General features: G+C 49.9%; 16 protein-coding genes. 11 read left to right on the forward strand and 5 right to left on the reverse strand.

Annotation, left to right across the window (positions count from 1 at the left end; genetic code table 11):
• Window positions 1-20 precede the first annotated feature (20 nt).
• On the forward strand, window positions 21-1,508 hold the full coding sequence (locus IE055_RS14440) for an aminotransferase class V-fold PLP-dependent enzyme (RefSeq protein ID WP_189402384.1): 1,488 nt from the start codon (window positions 21-23) through the stop codon (window positions 1,506-1,508).
• 183 nt (window positions 1,509-1,691) lie between these two features.
• Here the strand turns inward: IE055_RS14440 and IE055_RS14445 are convergent, their stop codons facing one another.
• Entirely contained in the window at window positions 1,692-1,898 is a 207-nt protein-coding gene (locus IE055_RS14445) for a hypothetical protein (RefSeq protein WP_189402385.1), read from the reverse strand.
• Between the two features lie 289 nt (window positions 1,899-2,187).
• Here IE055_RS14445 and IE055_RS14450 point away from each other — a divergent pair, with 289 nt between their 5' ends.
• From IE055_RS14450 to sstT, 4 genes are read left to right on the forward strand one after another with little or no spacing between them, the layout of a single operon-like run.
• The gene (locus IE055_RS14450) at window positions 2,188-2,895 is read left to right on the forward strand and encodes a response regulator (protein ID WP_189402386.1); all 708 of its coding nucleotides are present in this window, start codon (window positions 2,188-2,190) and stop codon (window positions 2,893-2,895) included.
• Window positions 2,896-2,901: 6 nt separating this feature from the next.
• Window positions 2,902-5,109, forward strand: coding sequence for an ATP-binding protein (locus tag IE055_RS14455; protein ID WP_189402387.1), 2,208 nt, complete (start codon window positions 2,902-2,904; stop codon window positions 5,107-5,109).
• 29 nt (window positions 5,110-5,138) lie between these two features.
• Window positions 5,139-5,687, forward strand: a complete 549-nt coding sequence (locus tag IE055_RS14460) for a cob(I)yrinic acid a,c-diamide adenosyltransferase (protein WP_189402388.1) — start codon at window positions 5,139-5,141, stop codon at window positions 5,685-5,687.
• Between the two features lie 56 nt (window positions 5,688-5,743).
• Window positions 5,744-6,967, forward strand: a complete 1,224-nt coding sequence (gene sstT / locus IE055_RS14465; RefSeq protein WP_189402389.1) for a serine/threonine transporter SstT — start codon at window positions 5,744-5,746, stop codon at window positions 6,965-6,967.
• A gap of 15 nt (window positions 6,968-6,982) precedes the next feature.
• On the opposite strand, the gene IE055_RS14470 is transcribed toward sstT, so the two are convergent.
• The 3 genes from IE055_RS14470 to rluD are packed head-to-tail and all read right to left on the reverse strand — an operon-like array spanning window position 6,983 to window position 9,321.
• Entirely contained in the window at window positions 6,983-7,606 is a 624-nt protein-coding gene (locus IE055_RS14470) for a CPBP family intramembrane glutamic endopeptidase (protein WP_189402390.1), read from the reverse strand.
• Window positions 7,603-8,334, reverse strand: coding sequence for a peptidoglycan editing factor PgeF (pgeF, locus tag IE055_RS14475; RefSeq protein WP_373299237.1), 732 nt, complete (start codon window positions 8,332-8,334; stop codon window positions 7,603-7,605). The genes IE055_RS14470 and pgeF overlap by 4 nt, the downstream gene beginning before the upstream one ends.
• A gap of 18 nt (window positions 8,335-8,352) precedes the next feature.
• Window positions 8,353-9,321: a 23S rRNA pseudouridine(1911/1915/1917) synthase RluD gene (rluD, locus tag IE055_RS14480; RefSeq protein WP_189402391.1), complete on the reverse strand. Its 969-nt coding sequence runs from the start codon at window positions 9,319-9,321 to the stop codon at window positions 8,353-8,355.
• A gap of 157 nt (window positions 9,322-9,478) precedes the next feature.
• On the opposite strand from rluD, the gene IE055_RS14485 reads away from it, so the two are divergent.
• The gene (locus tag IE055_RS14485) at window positions 9,479-10,372 is read left to right on the forward strand and encodes an outer membrane protein assembly factor BamD (protein WP_189402392.1); all 894 of its coding nucleotides are present in this window, start codon (window positions 9,479-9,481) and stop codon (window positions 10,370-10,372) included.
• A gap of 115 nt (window positions 10,373-10,487) precedes the next feature.
• Here the strand turns inward: IE055_RS14485 and IE055_RS14490 are convergent, their stop codons facing one another.
• Window positions 10,488-12,125 carry an NAD+ synthase gene (locus IE055_RS14490; protein ID WP_189402393.1) on the reverse strand — a complete coding sequence of 546 codons (1,638 nt, stop codon included), beginning with the start codon at window positions 12,123-12,125 and terminating at the stop codon, window positions 10,488-10,490.
• A gap of 96 nt (window positions 12,126-12,221) precedes the next feature.
• On the opposite strand from IE055_RS14490, the gene IE055_RS14495 reads away from it, so the two are divergent.
• The 5 genes from IE055_RS14495 (at window position 12,222) to lexA (ending at window position 15,956) form a co-directional block, all read left to right on the forward strand.
• Window positions 12,222-13,370 (forward strand): GNAT family N-acetyltransferase, encoded by a 1,149-nt coding sequence (locus tag IE055_RS14495; protein ID WP_189402394.1) that lies wholly within the window; start codon window positions 12,222-12,224, stop codon window positions 13,368-13,370.
• 5 nt (window positions 13,371-13,375) lie between these two features.
• Window positions 13,376-14,089, forward strand: a complete 714-nt coding sequence (gene aat, locus IE055_RS14500) for a leucyl/phenylalanyl-tRNA--protein transferase (RefSeq protein ID WP_189402395.1) — start codon at window positions 13,376-13,378, stop codon at window positions 14,087-14,089.
• On the forward strand, window positions 14,086-14,799 hold the full coding sequence (locus IE055_RS14505) for an arginyltransferase (RefSeq protein ID WP_189402396.1): 714 nt from the start codon (window positions 14,086-14,088) through the stop codon (window positions 14,797-14,799). The genes aat and IE055_RS14505 overlap by 4 nt, the downstream gene beginning before the upstream one ends.
• 170 nt (window positions 14,800-14,969) lie before the next feature.
• Window positions 14,970-15,191 (forward strand): translation initiation factor IF-1, encoded by a 222-nt coding sequence (infA, locus tag IE055_RS14510; RefSeq protein WP_113955741.1) that lies wholly within the window; start codon window positions 14,970-14,972, stop codon window positions 15,189-15,191.
• A 90-nt stretch (window positions 15,192-15,281) separates the two neighbouring features.
• Complete coding sequence (lexA, locus tag IE055_RS14515) at window positions 15,282-15,956, forward strand: transcriptional repressor LexA (RefSeq protein WP_189402397.1); 675 nt, start codon at window positions 15,282-15,284, stop codon at window positions 15,954-15,956.
• Window positions 15,957-16,156 lie beyond the last annotated feature (200 nt).

Here is a 16,156-nt window from a genome sequence, read left to right on the forward strand (position 1 = left end):
AGATTATCGTGGAGTTATTTTTGAAGGCTACATCATACGCAAACATCGACCGGCTTGCCAAGGCGACGTATAATCGCGCCATGCAAACGCAACTGAAATTCATTGGCCTTGATACACGCTATCCTTGCGCCGACGGTCAGACGCGGCGGCGTATCCACTTCGACAGCGCCGCGTCACCACTGCCTGCCAAAATGGCAATGGACACCATCCAGGCCATGCTGCCGCACTATTCCAACACACACAGCTATGTGCACCAGTCGGCAAAAATCAGTACGCATGCGCTGGCCTGGGCGCACGATACCGTACTAAATTTTGTTGGCGCCGATCCCGCGGTTTTTACCAGCATTTTCACCGGTACCGGCACCACCGCAGCGACAAATCGCGTAGCCCGAGGCTTGCGAGCGGCACGACCAGACAAAGACGTGGTGTTTGTTTCCTCCATGGAACACCACGCGAATGATTTGCCACATCGTCATCCGGATTTCAACATCGTACATTTACCGCTGAGCGGCACAGGGGCACATAGCGGTGCCACAGATATTGCGGCGCTTCAAGCGCTCTGCTCTGAATACGCGGGTCGGGTCAACTACATTGCCGTGTCTGCAGTGAGCAATGTCACCGGAGTGTGTAATCCGATCGGTGAGATTTGTGAACTCGCACATCAACACGACATACTGGTTTTGGTCGATGGCGCCCAGTGCGTGACACATATGCCGACTGAGCTGGACCAATGGCAGCCTGACTTCTTTGCCTTCTCAGGGCACAAAGCCTACACACCTTGCTCACCTGGCGTACTCGTGGCACGCAAATCTGTGTTGCAGTCCTTACCAGAACAAGACCTTGGTGGCGGTTCGGTGAACACAGTGGGCTACTACGATTACGAATTATCATCTGCTTATCCGCAACGCGAGCAATCCGGCACGCCCAACATCGTTGGCGCTATCGCCCTGGCCAGCGTACTGCAAGAGCTCAAGACCTTCGGTATGCACAATATCGCTGGCGAGGAGAAGCGCTTGATGACGCAGTTAATCGATGGCTTATCACAAGTGCCAGGCATGTGTATTTACGCGGACCCTCGACTCGAACGCCGCGGTGCAGTAGCTTTTAATATCAACGGCATCGATCACGGCTTAGTTGCCGCCGTTTTAAGTGATTACTATGGCATCGCGGTGCGTAATGAGTGCTTTTGTGCCCACCCGTATGTAAGCAGCCTGCTCAAAGAGCAATTATGGGAACTGGATTTAACCGGAATCGCTGACTCAGAACAGGAAAATTACATCAACCTAAAACGAGGGATGGTTCGGGTTAGCCTAGCGTTGTATTCCACGGTCGACGACATCAACTATTTACTGACGTCAATCACCAGCTTGATCCAACGAATAGAAGAATTACGCCCCCACTATCAAGCGCTCGCCAATGGCGCCTACCAGCACCGATCATTTGCGCTGGACTGGCATGCCTACCTGCCCTTTATCAAGGTGCAGCGAGGCACATCTGAAACGGATTAAAATTTATCTTTTAGCCGAGCAATTCTGGCTTAAGGCCATGTGCTTCCCTGGCCTGTAGATTAGTCTGCGTGTAAACGTGTTTGGCACAGTTAAGAGTGTGCCACGTGTCGCTCAATCCCTTGACATCAAAGATTTCACGCTGCCGCGCGAAGCAGCAGCGCTGAAAACTATGTCGGAGGCGATTTAAGCGCTGTACGCTAATCGCAAATTGGCCGTACGCGCCGAAGCCGCGGCCGAGACCACAGGAATCGTTTCGTCTGGGTTAATCTCAATCGACAACCATTCGTGGCACTCCATACCTACGGTATACGGTACCAATGGCCCCTCAATTTGCTCAGGGTGGTTGTAAATTAAATCATCTGTTACGGGTACAAAAACTTGATGGCTCATACGACTTCTCTCTTGCGCAACTCTGCGACACTCGATCTCTTCAACAATGGATACTGAACCGAAAATACGTGTTAGCAAGCAATGTTTTTATTTTGGAATGCTTTTCTCGTTTTCCGATATATGCATTAAACTCCTTAGGAATGACGAATTCGGGATAAACTAGTGGTAAAAATATGGTATTGACTGTCAACCCCCATAAAGACTGCGTTTTAGTGCAAAATACCGCCTCTATGAATGCGAATTACTCGCTTTAAAATTCTCAGCTAACCACCGCAACACATTCATAACCATGGCCAGAAAAGTAGCAATCGTTGAAGACGATTTTGATCAGCGTGAAAACTACCGCGACGCCCTTGAGAAATCTGGGTACCTGGTCGACACGTACGCGAACCGGCGGGAAGCACTATCCGGCATGCGCAGCAATATGCCCGACCTTGCGATACTCGACATCATGCTCGAAAATGAGATGGATGGCGGCTTCGACTTGTGTCGCGACCTCAGGGCTCTCTCACCGACGTTACCAATCATCTTTCTTACTGCACGTGATACCGACATTGATCGAGTTTCCGGCTTACGTCTAGACGCATGGGACTACCTTACAAAACCCCTGAATATGCAATACTTGAGCGTCCGGATTAACTCCTTGTTTCGTATTGTAGACAGCCTTGCACTCGGCCCAGAGACCAATCAGCGCAACAACGCCATGGTGATTAACGATCTGGAGATCAATGAAGACAGCATGTCGATTCGCTGGAAAGGTAAAGAGCTGAGTCTAACATTAACTGAGTTCTGGTTGATTGAGTCGATGGCCCGTCACCCAGGTCACGTTAAAACCTATGAGAATATGATGACCATTACGCGGCAAAGCTATGTTGAGCGTAATACGATCAATGGCTACATTCGTCGAATACGAAATAAATTCAAAGAGATAGACCCAAACTTTAAACACATCCAAACCGTGTTCGGAGTTGGCTATAAATGGAATACCGACGGGTAAACGAACGTGAAAATTCGCACTGGTTTTTCCATTCGCACCAAATTGCTGCTGGTCGGCATGCTGCTGTTGCTCATCCCGTGGATGTCGTATCAGTACGTCCGAGAAATGAAGACCTATCTACTCACTGGTCAAGAGCAAGCGTTGAGTCTAACCTCACGCGCGGTGGCGACAGTGTTGCACGATCGACCAGAGCTGTTTAATGAAGAATCACAGATAGACCCCAGCAATCTAGACGACAACGAGATTTACGCCGCTCCGTTACCAAACTACATTAACCTGAACGGCGATTTGAGCGACTGGGGCGAGGCAGCGAAACAAGCAGAACAGTTTCTTCCGACTCCAGGTGAACAACCGATCGCCTCTGACAATGTCATCGAGGTCAAACACACACTGGGGTATCGCGGGAACTTTATCTATGCCCTATTCGAAGTGCTCGATGATCATGTTCTTTTACGACCGAAAAAATTTCTGCGGGTCGATGCCGCTGACCATATTCGATTGACCCTGCAGGACCCCGGCAGTAGCCCGAAGCGCTACACCTTGATTGCACGAGAGCCAGGGCGAATGAGCATCTACCTCATGGATCAAGCGTGGCAGTACCCGATCAGTGGGGAACCGAATTACGATCTAGCAGCGGAATTGAGTCTGACCGACGACGGCTACAACGTCGAACTACGAATTCCACGTTTCATGCTCTCTTCCGACACTCGGATCAGCATGATGGTTGTGGATGTTGATGACCCAGAGTCGCGTACCATCGCGGCAACAGTTCCAACCACGCCCCAAAGCGAGAACGACGAGCTGTCGAAACTGTTGGTCGAGTCGCCACGTATCACCAAGATTCTTAAAGGGCTTGATCGCGCTGAAACTCGAATCTGGGTGTTTAACAAAGACAAGCGCGTGCGCACCGTGGTAGGCAATCTGGTCACCGAGGTCAATGATCCCGAGATTGATAAACCGAGCAACGAGACAGGACTAGATTACGTGTGGCAAATGGTGCGTTACTACTATAGCTCTGCGCTGCAAACAATCTTCACCTATATCATCGAACAACCCAGCAGCGAACTGGCTGACCGCAGCATCGAGGAGCGCAACGACAAAATCTTACAGGACGCCTTAAGTGGCAGCATCTCTTCGGACCGACGCCCATCGCTCGATAAACAAAGCACCATTCTCATGTCGGCCCATCCGATTTTTCTCGGTGACGGCATACTCGGTGCCGTGGTGGTGGAACAAAGTACCAACCAAGTGCTGCGACAACAGCGTGAAACACTGGAAAACGTCATCAGCGTCACGCTGTTAGTTCTGATCACCGTGGCCACTGCCCTGCTGATCTTTGCCTCTCGCTTGACTGTCCGTATTCGCCGGCTTCGCAACGCGACTGAAACGGCGATCGATCGTGACGGACGGATCGTACACCAACGTCTCAACGCAGAAGCCAAATCGGGTGATGAAATTGGTGATTTATCACGATCTGTCAGTAATATGTTGGGGCGCTTATCGCAGTACACCAGCTATTTGCGCGGCCTGCCAGACACACTGGCGCACGAAGTCAGCAACCCGTTAAATGTCGTGAATTCCTCGCTACACAATTTGTCAGAAGAAATACCCGAGTCAGCAAACAGCAAATACATGGAACGCGCGAAAAACGGTCTGAACCGGATTGGCATGATTCTGCGCAACCTGACCGAGGCCGCCAATCTTGAACAAGCCATGCAGTCGGAAACGCGTGAGACGGTTGACTTGATCGAGCTGATCGAAAACTATGTCGATGGCTACTCTTTCTCTAACCCCGAGCAACGGTTTGAAGTGCTTATTCATTCGCGCCCGATCATGGTGGAAATCGCGCCAGACTACATCGCCCAGGCACTGGACAAACTGGTCGACAATGCGATTGATTTTGCTGCACCGGATACCGCGATTGTGTTTAAACTGCGACGCTTGGACAACTTTGCACAGATCGACATCATTAATCAGGGTTCCAGACTACCAGAAGGCATGGCCGAGCGGATTTTTGAACCGCTGGTTTCCTTGGGGCGCAAAGACGCACAGAAAATCAGTTTAGGAATGGGGTTGTACATTGTTAAACTGATTGCCAGCTTTCACGGCGGCGATGTCATTGCTCGCAATTTGTTGAGCTCCGATGGCGTGATATTCTCACTCTCTTTGCCAATCCATGATCCGCAAAGCCAATCTTATGCATACCAAAACTAATAAATATATCCACTACTTAGGAGACCATTTTGGGAAATCGTCTTAGCAAACTTTATACACGAACTGGTGACGATGGGACTTCGGGGCTGAGCGGCGGTGAGCGCGTGGCGAAAAACCATGCGCGCATGCACGCGATGGGATCTGTGGATGAGTTAAACAGCTTACTTGGTCTGTTAATTTGTAAGCTCGACGACGCAGCGCTCACAGAGTTATTGACCGCAATTCAACATGATTTATTTAATATTGGCGGTGAGATCAGCATGCCTGGCCAGAGCTTCATCACCGCAGATAAAGTAGCGCGATTAGAGCAGCGCATTGATGAGTTCAATACCCAAGTCGAGCCATTGAAGGACTTTATTTTGCCCGGTGGCAGTGAAGCTGCCGCGATCTGCCATATGGCTCGGGCGGTCGCCCGACGCGCAGAACGTGACTTGATCAGCTTGCATCAGCTGGAGCCGGTTTGCGACACCACCAGGCAGTACCTAAACCGTCTTTCTGATCTACTTTTCGTCGCTGCCCGCATCATAAATCAAGCACTTGGACAGCCCGATGTGCTTTGGAAAAAAGAACTGGCCTAAGCACGCCAAGTTGCGTTGCCAGACAACAATAATAACCACATTCCACCTACAACATTATGACCACTTCCCCCTCATTGTATGCCAGATGGACCAGCACCAGCCTGGTGCTTCGGATTCTAATTGGTATCGTTCTCGGCACGGGTGTTGCATTGATTTCTCCGGAAATCGGCAAAACAGCCCATATCTTCGGCCAGCTGTTTGTAAATGCTTTGAAAGCGGTTGCACCGATCCTGATTTTTATCTTGGTTATTTCCTCGATAGCAAATCAGCGAGCGGATGCGTCCACACATATGCGCCCGATCATTCTGCTGTACTTCATCGGCACGTTTGCAGCAGCGACGGTCGCAGTAATCCTTAGTTTTCTGTTTCCAACCGAATTATCTCTGGTAACCACAGAAACCACCACCAATGCCCCGCAAGGAATCACTGAGATTCTGCAATCATTGTTATTCCGACTGGTCGACAACCCCGTGAACGCGCTCCTCACCGGCAATTACATCGCTATCCTTGCGTGGGCAATCGGAATTGGTTTAGTGCTGCGCAGCGCCGCTGAACAGACGAAAACGGTTATGCATGACATTAGCGACGCCGTTACTGGTATCGTGCAGTTTGTCATTCAACTCGCGCCCATCGGTATTTTTGGCCTGGTCGCTGGCACGGTGTCACAAACCGGCATTGAGAGCCTATTGGGTTACACTCAACTGTTGATGCTGCTGGTTAGTGCCATGCTAATCGTGGCGCTGATCGTGAACCCAATCATTGTCTTTAGCAAACTACGCGAAAACCCCTATCCCCTGGTATTCCGGGCGCTGCGAGAAAGCGGTATCACCGCCTTTTTCACACGAAGTTCGGCGGCCAATATTCCAGTCAATCTGAATTTATGCAAAAAGCTCGATCTGGATGAGGATACTTACTCGGTTTCGATACCCTTGGGTGCCACTATCAACATGGCTGGCGCGGCTATTACCATCACGATCATGACTCTAGCTGCCGTCAACACACTGGGCATCGAGGTCGACTTGACCACCGCGTTGCTGCTTTCGATTCTCGCCAGCGTTGGTGCTTGCGGTTCGTCTGGCGTAGCCGGCGGCTCCTTGTTGCTGATTCCGCTGGCATGCAGTCTGTTCAACATTCCCAATGATGTCGCCATGCAGGTGGTCGGCGTCGGGTTTATTATCGGCGTAGTTCAGGATTCCGCTGAAACTGCGCTAAACAGTTCAACCGACGTCATCTTTACCGCGGCGGTTTGCGAGGCAGAAGCCAGAAAATCCGCATCCTAACCGGCATCAATGGCGTTAAATGTGCTCTTTAATGGGGAGCACATTCCGGTTTTCCTCGGTCTTCAGACCGAGCAGTTCTGGGCGTTTTACAATCACATAAAACGCCAGAATATCGTAAGCGGTATGGGCTGCGATCACAAACACAATACTCTCAGTGAAGAACAAGCCAAGACCAAATAAAACACCGAGCACGAAGGTTGCAATGACATAGGTATAACTCAACCAGTGCATACAGCCAAAGATAATGGACGCCATCACGATGCCAACTACAGGGTTTGTGATGGAAATTAGCCAACTTTGGAGAGCACCACGCACTAATAGCTCTTCACCAACACCGGCCAACAATGACACAATCATAATATCGCGCCAGGTAAATCCTTGAAACAAAGTATGCAGTAGCTGGTTTAGTTGCCGTACCGAAGGCACATCCAACCATGGACTACGGGTAAGCCATAAACACGCGCCATAGAGCAAGATACCGGCGAACAGACCCGCAGGGAGAGCGAATACACCCAAGCGCCCAGACAAGCTCCATGGATTAGTCAGCCACCAGCAAATCAACATGCCAAGGACGGTAATTAAGATGGCCGAGGGCAATACCTCACGCAATAAAAGTGGTCGAAACAGTGTTTTTTTCACGGCTGAATCCAGATTAAACTCGCCATGCGACCACATTGCCCGTCACGCCGGTACGAAAAAAAAGCATTATCCTGTTGATAGGTGCAGGACTCACTACAGAAATACTGGGTTACACCAAGCTTCAGTAAACGGTCACCGGCTAGAGCTCGTAAATCAGCGTACACTTTATCGTTGCTGCTCGCCGGTCGGTAAGCGGCCGCTGGACCACGCAATTGCGCCTGAACTTCCACACCAACTTCAAACGCTGCAGCGCCGATACACGGCCCAGCCCAGACCAAGATATCGCGCGTTTCGCTGCGCATTTTCGCCACCGCATTTTCAATAATACCAGCCGCCATTCCACGCCAGCCCACATGCACCGCAGCGACCCGAGTCCCTTGCCGGTTGGTCATTAATAACGGCAGACAATCTGCCGTCTGCACCGCGCACACCACACTGTGTGTCGTGGTAGTCGCGCCATCCGCTTCGTGCCTTGCAGAGCCCGTCTTCGTACGGTCAAAATCGATGATCTGCGTACCATGAACCTGCTGTAGCCAGTTCGGGTTTTGTGGCAACCCGACTACGCTCGCCAGCAGTGCCCGGTTGCGAGTCACTGCGCTATCGTCATCCCCAACATAGTCTGCTAGATTCAATGACGCATAGACACCTCGGCTTTGCCCACCTACTCGCAACGTGCTAAGCGCCTTAACCTGTGCGGGCGCATTCCACGACGGCGTTTCAATTTGAATACTCACTGCACCAATCGCTTATTCATAATCCGCTGTACAGGCGGCAACCAATGTTTGCATATCCTCAGGCAGATCACGTTGCCAAGACTGGAGCTCACCATGAATCGGGTGTTGATACTCGATACGCGTGGCATGCAGTGCCTGACGTCTAAAACTGCGTAATGCCGCCTCTAGATCCGGGTGGCTATCGGCTGGAATGCCGAGCCGACGACCGTAGACCGGATCCCCGACCAACGGAAACCCGACATAGGCCATATGCACGCGAATTTGATGCGTACGCCCAGTTTCGAGCTGCACACGCAGCAAGGTATGATTCCGAAATCGCTCATCAACTCGATAATGCGTTACGGCCTCCTTGCCCATCATACTCACCGTCATTTTACGTCGATCATGCTTATCTCGACCAATCGGTTCTTCGACAGTATTTCCTGAAATCACGCGTCCATTGACCATCGCCAGGTACTCGCGGTGCAGAGAGTGGTCCACCAGTTGATCAATCAATCCAAGCCGTGCAGCCTCACTTTTCGCCACCACCATCAATCCTGAAGTGTCCTTATCTAATCGGTGCACAATCCCAGCCCTGGCAAGGCTTCGATTATTCGGAAAGTGGTATAACAAAGCATTCAGTAAAGTGCCGTCTGGGTTACCTGCACCAGGGTGTACAACCAAACCTGCTGGCTTGTTAATCACCAGCATGTCGTCGTCTTCAAATACGATATCAAGCGAAATATTCTGGGGTTCCCATTCGCCTTGTCGAATCTCGGGCACGTCGATCTCCACGTGTTCCCCGCCATAAACTTTGTCTTTCTGACGTGGCGTCTCCTCATCGATCGAAACCAGACCTTGTTTTATCCAAGTCTGAACTGTGCTGCGAGAATGGCCCTCGCACAACGTCGCCAAGGCTTTGTCCACACGCTGCCCATACAGTTGATCTGGAATCGTGAACTCGAATTTAGTGCTGTCGCCGACAGCGTCGCTGTTGTTCATATAATTTTATTTAACGACTGTAATGCTCTGATCTGGAATTAACATGGTCGGAATCAAACCTGACTTTTCTAACAGAGAAGCAACCTAATTTTTCTTCTCTGATTGGTGGATTCGCGTTATCCTTAATGATTGCATCATAACTCATATATGAAATCACATGAGCGTTTTAACTGTACGAAATTTCGCCTTCTCTGCAACCAGTTTTCGAACGTTGGTTCGAACTGCTAGCAGGCCATTTTCGGCCTTGGCTCGGATCGGGCTGGTCGTCAGCCTGGCAGTGATGGTCATCGGCTGCGCCTCTAATAAAACTGAGCCATCGGATCAAGAGTTAGCGCTGCAACAAGTTGAAGAACTCTATGCCAAGGCAAAGCTTGCTTTGGACCGCGGCAACTATAACTTTGCAATTCAGAACTACCAGATTTTGGAAGCGAATTTTCCCTACGGTGAATATACCGAACAGGCCAAGCTGGACATGATCTTTGCGTTTGATAAAACTGGGCAAGTCGAGAAAGCGGTCGAAGCCGCAGACAATTTCATCAAACTCTACCCAACGCATAAGAACGTGGATTACGCCTACTACATGAAAGGTGTGGCAAGCTTTGAGAAAAAGCAGTCCGCCATAGATCGCTTCGTTAAAGGTGGCGAAGAATCCATCCGCGACCCCAAACCCTATCGTGATTCACAGCAGGCGTTCGAAGAGTTGATCAAACGCTACCCGAACAGCATATATGCCGAGGATGCGAAACAGCGTATTCTGTTTATCCGAAATTCTTTGGCTGAACGTGAATTGGCCATCGCCCAGTTTTACTTTGACAACCAGACCTACGTTGCAACGGTTAATCGCTGCAAAAATATTATTTATGCCTACGAAACAACGCCCGCTGTTGAAGGCGCATTGTTGTTAATGGAAAAAGCGTATGTGGAAATGGGACTAGACGACCTTGCAGCGAGCACGCACCAAGTGCTTCTGACCAACTTTCCTAATAATCAGAAAGAACCGTTTAAGAAAGAAAAAGGGTTTTTCAGTCGCATGAACCCGTTCGCTGACTGAGAAAATCAAGGACCGAGAGAGTCATGACATTGCTCCATGACTCTTTATTTATCAACTCGAATCCCTCTAGACAGGCGCGCCGTTTCAGATTGTCGCCTTCGCTGAACTCAACGGACTACCAATCCACCTGCGGTCGAAAACCCGATGTAATCGGATATCGGCGATCTCGACCAAATGCGCGTTTAGTTATGCGCACACCTGGCGCCGCCTGACGTCGTTTATACTCGTTTCGATCAACCATACGAATCACCTGTTCTACGTACTCGCGTGCAAAGCCACGCGCAACAATGTCAGCCGGAGGACAATCCTGCTCAACGTACAACTCCAGAATCGGGTCCAAAATATCATAGGGCGGCAAACTATCGGTGTCGATTTGATCCGGTCGAAGCTCGGCCGATGGCTCGCGCGTAATCACTCGTTCAGGAATCACGGGCGACACTGAGTTACGATACCCTGCCAGTTCATAGACCAACGTCTTGGGCACGTCTTTAATCGCATTGTAACCACCGACCATATCACCGTACAAAGTGGCGTATCCAACCGACATTTCACTCTTATTGCCAGTGGTTAAGACCATCTTACCAGTCTTGTTTGAATACGCCATTAACGTAAGCCCACGACAGCGCGCCTGAATATTCTCTTCCGTTGTATCGGCTTCGGCGCCGTTAAACAATGGCGCAACTTGCTGCACGATCGCGTCATACATCGGTTCGATCGAGACAACATGATAGGTAATGCCTAACGCGGCTGCCTCTAGATGCGCGTCTTCTTTAGAGATATCCGACGTGTAGCGAAACGGCATCATGATGACATCAACATTCTCTTTGCCTAATGCATCCACCGCAATCGTGGTGGTCAGTGCTGAATCGATCCCTCCGGACAGGCCGATGACCACTCCACTAAAGCCATTTTTCTGCACGTAATCGCGCACACCAAGCACCAAGGCGTTGTAAATACTCTCAAGGCGCGGCTGCTGAGCAATCATTTCTGATCCCGTCACAGTGACGACCGCGCCGTGACGGGTTACTGCGACCTTACTCAGCGCAGCTTCAAAGCTGGCCATTTGGTGCACAACTTCACCTTGCTGATCAGTGACAAACGAAGCACCGTCAAACACCAACTCGTCTTGACCACCAACCTGATTGACATAAATAACCGGTGTCTTGGTGGCTTTCGAGCGGGCGCAAACAACACTACGCCGCTCGGGAATTTTATTGGCATGATAAGGCGAACCATTGATATTGATTATCAATTCGGCCCCTTCTGCTACGGCAGCTTCAATCGGCCCGTCATGCCAAATATCTTCGCACACCGTGAGTCCTAGTTTAATGCCACGATAATCCACCACAACGGCCGACTCGCCCGCTGCAAAATAACGCACCTCGTCAAACACGCTGTAGTTTGGGAGTTTGATCTTGGCGTATTCCTGCACGATTTTGCCATCCGCAATCAGCGCACACATATTGAACAGGCCTGCCGACGTTTTTTTTGGGTAGCCAACCACAAGATCAATTCCCGACACAGCCTCGCACAATCGCGCTAATTGAGACTGCACACGCGTGTTAAAACCAGGACGCATGAGAAGATCCTCTGGCGGATACCCGGTTAACACCAATTCGGAACACACCATCAAATTACAAGCTAGCTCATCCCGCGCTCGGTCAGCAAATTGAATAATCTGGTCTACATTCTTCTCGATGGCACCGACCGTCACGTTGATTTGTGCCAGGCCAATATTAATTTCACTACTCATGCGGTATCGTTCGTGTCTACGTTTACAATCGTGGAATGACAAGCTGCCTTTCACGGCTAGCCGAGAGTATATAGCGAACCATCGCATTAATCGATTATGCAGTTAGAAGTTCACACCAGCATCGCGGAGATAGACGCAGTCCAATGGAATGCTATGCTGGAATCCAACAATCCGTTTATGCGACACGAATTTCTGCTGGGGTTAGAAGCGACCGGCTGCGTGTCACCGGACGCTGGTTGGCAACCATCTCATCTGGCTGTCTACCAGGACACCAGTCAAACTAGACTGCTCGGGGCGATGCCGCTATACGTTAAATCGCACTCCTACGGCGAGTATATTTTTGACTGGGCGTGGGCTGACGCTTTCCACCGAAATGGACTTCATTACTACCCCAAACTGAGCAACGCGGTTCCGTTTACACCAGCTACAGGCGAACGGTTTTTAACCGCATCTGGCTCAAATCCGGTCGAAATTGCTGACACCATGATCAAGCATGCACTGTCTTTAGCCGAAGCGGCACAGATGTCGAGTTTTCACTGTTTATTTTGTGACCCGTCCCAGTTGGATAGCTATAAAAATCAACGCTTACTGGCACGCCACAGCACCCAGTTTCACTGGCAAAACCGTGATTACACCTCGTTTGACCACTTTCTAGACCAGTTGAGTTCCAAAAAGCGAAAGAATATCCGACGCGAACGACGGCGGGTCTCCGAAGCGGGGATTCAGTATCGCTGGGTCACGCAGGCGGATCTGACGCCTCGGGCCGCGGATCAGATGTTCGACTTTTACCTTCGAACCGTACACTGTTATGGTGCCCAAAGTTACTTGAACCGAGATTTCTTTCATTACCTGGTGGATAATTTCAGCCACCAAACTCTCATTTTGTTAGCGCAACATGAAGATCAAGTGGTCGCTGGCGGACTCTATTTTAAAAGCGATGACACGCTCTTCGGTCGCTACTGGGGAACAACGCACGATTTACACAGCGTACATTTTGAAACTTGTTACTATCAGGCCATTGATTGGTGCATTCAGCACGGTTACGCCCGTTTTGAAGCTGGCGCGCAGGGTGAACATAAGCTGGCACGGGGCCTGGAACCCGTCACCACCTATTCTGCACACTGGCTACGCGATCCGCGCTTCTATGACGCGGTAGACGAATTTCTTAATGAAGAACAGCACCATATTCAAGAATACCAAACGATGTTAAGTCAGCATTCTCCGTTTAAAGCCACACGAAAATAGCGCGCATGGTCGACTTGTATCGTTTTCCAGACGTTGATACCGCCAGCAAAGACGGCTTACTGGCCATGGGCGGCGATCTATCGCCCAGCATGCTGGTGTCGGCGTACGCGCAAGGTATCTTTCCCTGGTTCAACCAAGGACAACCAATCCTCTGGTGGTCACCAGACCCGCGCATGGTGCTGTTTCCTAGCGAGTTTAAGTTGTCACGCAGCCTGCGAAAAACTGTGCGTAAGCACCTGTACCGCGTCACGGCCAACCAACAATTCGTAAACGTCATCAATGCTTGTGCACTGCGTGGCAATCCACCGAATCAGGCCGAACAGGAAACCTGGATCACGCGGGAAATGCAGCAAGCTTATACCGAGCTACATCACCTTGGCTACGCGCACTCCATAGAAATCTGGCGTGACGACACGCTGGTCGGTGGCTTATACGGTTTGCTTTTAAATCATGTGTTTTTTGGTGAAAGCATGTTCAGCAACGAACGTGATACATCAAAAATCGCCCTATTCAGCCTCACACGGTGGCTTCAGCACCGCGGCGTTAAATTGATCGACTGCCAAGTGAGTAGCCCACACCTTGCCAGTCTTGGTGCGCGCGAAATAGCCCGAACAGACTTTTTGCATCAGCTCGACGAAGTGGACATCCATCAAGCAAATAAAAATTATTTCGATGGATTCGAGCAGTTTCTGACACAGAATGTTATAACTACGCTATGAGCAATGCACACAACCCAATTCGTTTGTTCGAAACGGTCGTTGACGACTGTCCATATCTGGAGGGCAAAAAAAGTGCATCCATCCTAGTTGATCCCGACCATCTCGTTGATAGCAACCTATTCACTATGCTGTCTCGATCCGGGTTCCGACGCAGTGGCGATATGTTGTACGCTCCCAAATGTCCGGATTGCAATGCCTGCGTTTCAGTCCGTATTCCTACGCAGCGTTTCCAGCCATCGCGCAGTCAAAAACGTGTTTGGAACAAGAATCAAGACCTCACTGTGACTTTAGAAGACGTTCGCTTTGATCTGGCGCACTTTGAGCTATATCTGAAATATCAGCGACATCGCCACCCTGAAAGCAGTATGTGCGACGAAGACCCAGACAAATACATCGGGTTTATCGACTCCTATTTTTCAAAATCAAAATTTTTGTGTTTCTGGGCTCAAGACCAACTGATCGGTATCAGTGTACTCGATCAGTTCGAGGGAGGAATTTCAGCGGTCTACACGTTTTTCGACCCAGACCAGTACAAGCGTAGCCTAGGCACCTACGCCATTCTCTACATGGTCAAGCTGTGCAAGATACGAGATATTCCATTTGTCTACCTCGGGTATTGGATCGATGGTTCGCAAAAAATGGACTACAAACGAAAATTCAAGCCGTTGCAGGGTCATATCGACCGCAAGTGGCAGGAACTCGAGCTCTAACTAAACCGCAAGCCATTGAAATCTCTTACAAACGCTTTATTTATAAGGCGAGTTCGGGCATGATACCCCCGATTTTGTCCGGCGTTGGCATACTGTATGACTCGCACCGGTAGCAAATACACCATTCAATGAGAACCAACACGAATTAACAAGAGAGAATCGATTTAACTGTGGCTAAAGAAGATCAAATCGAAATGGAAGGGACCGTCATTGACGCCCTACCCAACACAGAATTTAAAGTGGAACTGGAAAACGGGCACGTGGTGCACGCACATATCTCCGGAAAAATGCGTAAGAACTACATTCGTATTTTGCGCGGAGACCGTGTGACCGTTGAACTGACCCCATATGACCTAACAAAAGGTCGAATCACTTACCGAAACCGCACCTGAGTAGAAATCGAAGCACGCTCAAGGACCGAGCAAAGTAAGTTGCATCAAAAAACACTGGATATTAAAACAGTGTATTGCTAGACTGTCGTTATGAAAACGTCAGATCTCAAACCCTTAACCAAGCGCCAGCAAGAAATCTTTGATTTCATTTTGGACCGCATGAACGCTAACGGCGCTCCGCCTACTCGAGTCGAGATCGCCAATCACTTTGGTTTTCGTTCACCCAATGCAGCTGAGGATCACCTCAAAGCGCTAGACAAAAAAGGCCATATCGAGCTCAAATCTGGTACGTCGCGGGGTATTTTCATTCGCCAGCAAGCGCGTAATGATGATGGTTACCTGCATGAGCAGGCAGAATTGGTTCCCGTCGGCGAGTTCAATCACAGCTTGGCTGTGATCGGTGACGTTGCCGCTGGCGCGCCTATTTTTGCGACTCAACATGTGCAACAGTATGTCAATGTCGATCAGAGCTTGTTTGCCGATTCAGCTGATTTCCTATTGAAAGTGCGTGGCGACAGTATGGTCAATGCCGGCATTTTTGAACGCGACCTACTGGCAATTAAAAAAACCAACACGGCACAAAACAATCAAATTGTGGTCGCACGAATTGGGGATGACGTCACGGTCAAACGTTATTTTCGCCACGGTGCAACCGTGTCTCTAGTTGCTGAAAACGACGACTACGATCCAATCGAAGTTGACCTGCAATCACAAAGCTTTGCGATTGAGGGCGTTGTTGTTGGGCTAATTCGCAGCACGCTCTAGCGTGTTAAATGACGCACGACAACAGTCAACAATGTATTCCATTCGACCTAGTTTCGACAGCCTAAGCAAATAGTTTCGACAGCCTAAGCAAATAAAGGAACGCGTATTATCGTCTTGCCGACGTGTTGTTTACCTAGAAGCAATGTGCCAGGCAGTTTCCGACAGTCCCATATGTTCGTCATTCAGTCAAACAATGGCTT

Source organism: Arenicella chitinivorans, from assembly GCF_014651515.1.
In the GTDB taxonomy this organism is placed as follows: Bacteria; Pseudomonadota; Gammaproteobacteria; order Arenicellales; family Arenicellaceae; genus Arenicella; species Arenicella chitinivorans.

Excerpts from the sequence above, each read along its gene's own strand:
- IE055_RS14445 (WP_189402385.1), bottom strand. The coding sequence starts at position 1,898 with ATGAGCCATCAAGTTTTTGTACCCGTAACAGATGATTTAATTTACAAC.
- IE055_RS14450 (WP_189402386.1), top strand. The coding sequence starts at position 2,188 with ATGGCCAGAAAAGTAGCAATCGTTGAAGACGATTTTGATCAGCGTGAA.
- sstT (WP_189402389.1), top strand. The coding sequence starts at position 5,744 with ATGACCACTTCCCCCTCATTGTATGCCAGATGGACCAGCACCAGCCTG.
- rluD (WP_189402391.1), bottom strand. The coding sequence starts at position 9,321 with ATGAACAACAGCGACGCTGTCGGCGACAGCACTAAATTCGAGTTCACG.
- IE055_RS14485 (WP_189402392.1), top strand. The coding sequence starts at position 9,479 with ATGAGCGTTTTAACTGTACGAAATTTCGCCTTCTCTGCAACCAGTTTT.
- IE055_RS14490 (WP_189402393.1), bottom strand. The coding sequence starts at position 12,125 with ATGAGTAGTGAAATTAATATTGGCCTGGCACAAATCAACGTGACGGTC.
- IE055_RS14495 (WP_189402394.1), top strand. The coding sequence starts at position 12,222 with ATGCAGTTAGAAGTTCACACCAGCATCGCGGAGATAGACGCAGTCCAA.
- aat (WP_189402395.1), top strand. The coding sequence starts at position 13,376 with ATGGTCGACTTGTATCGTTTTCCAGACGTTGATACCGCCAGCAAAGAC.
- IE055_RS14505 (WP_189402396.1), top strand. The coding sequence starts at position 14,086 with ATGAGCAATGCACACAACCCAATTCGTTTGTTCGAAACGGTCGTTGAC.
- lexA (WP_189402397.1), top strand. The coding sequence starts at position 15,282 with ATGAAAACGTCAGATCTCAAACCCTTAACCAAGCGCCAGCAAGAAATC.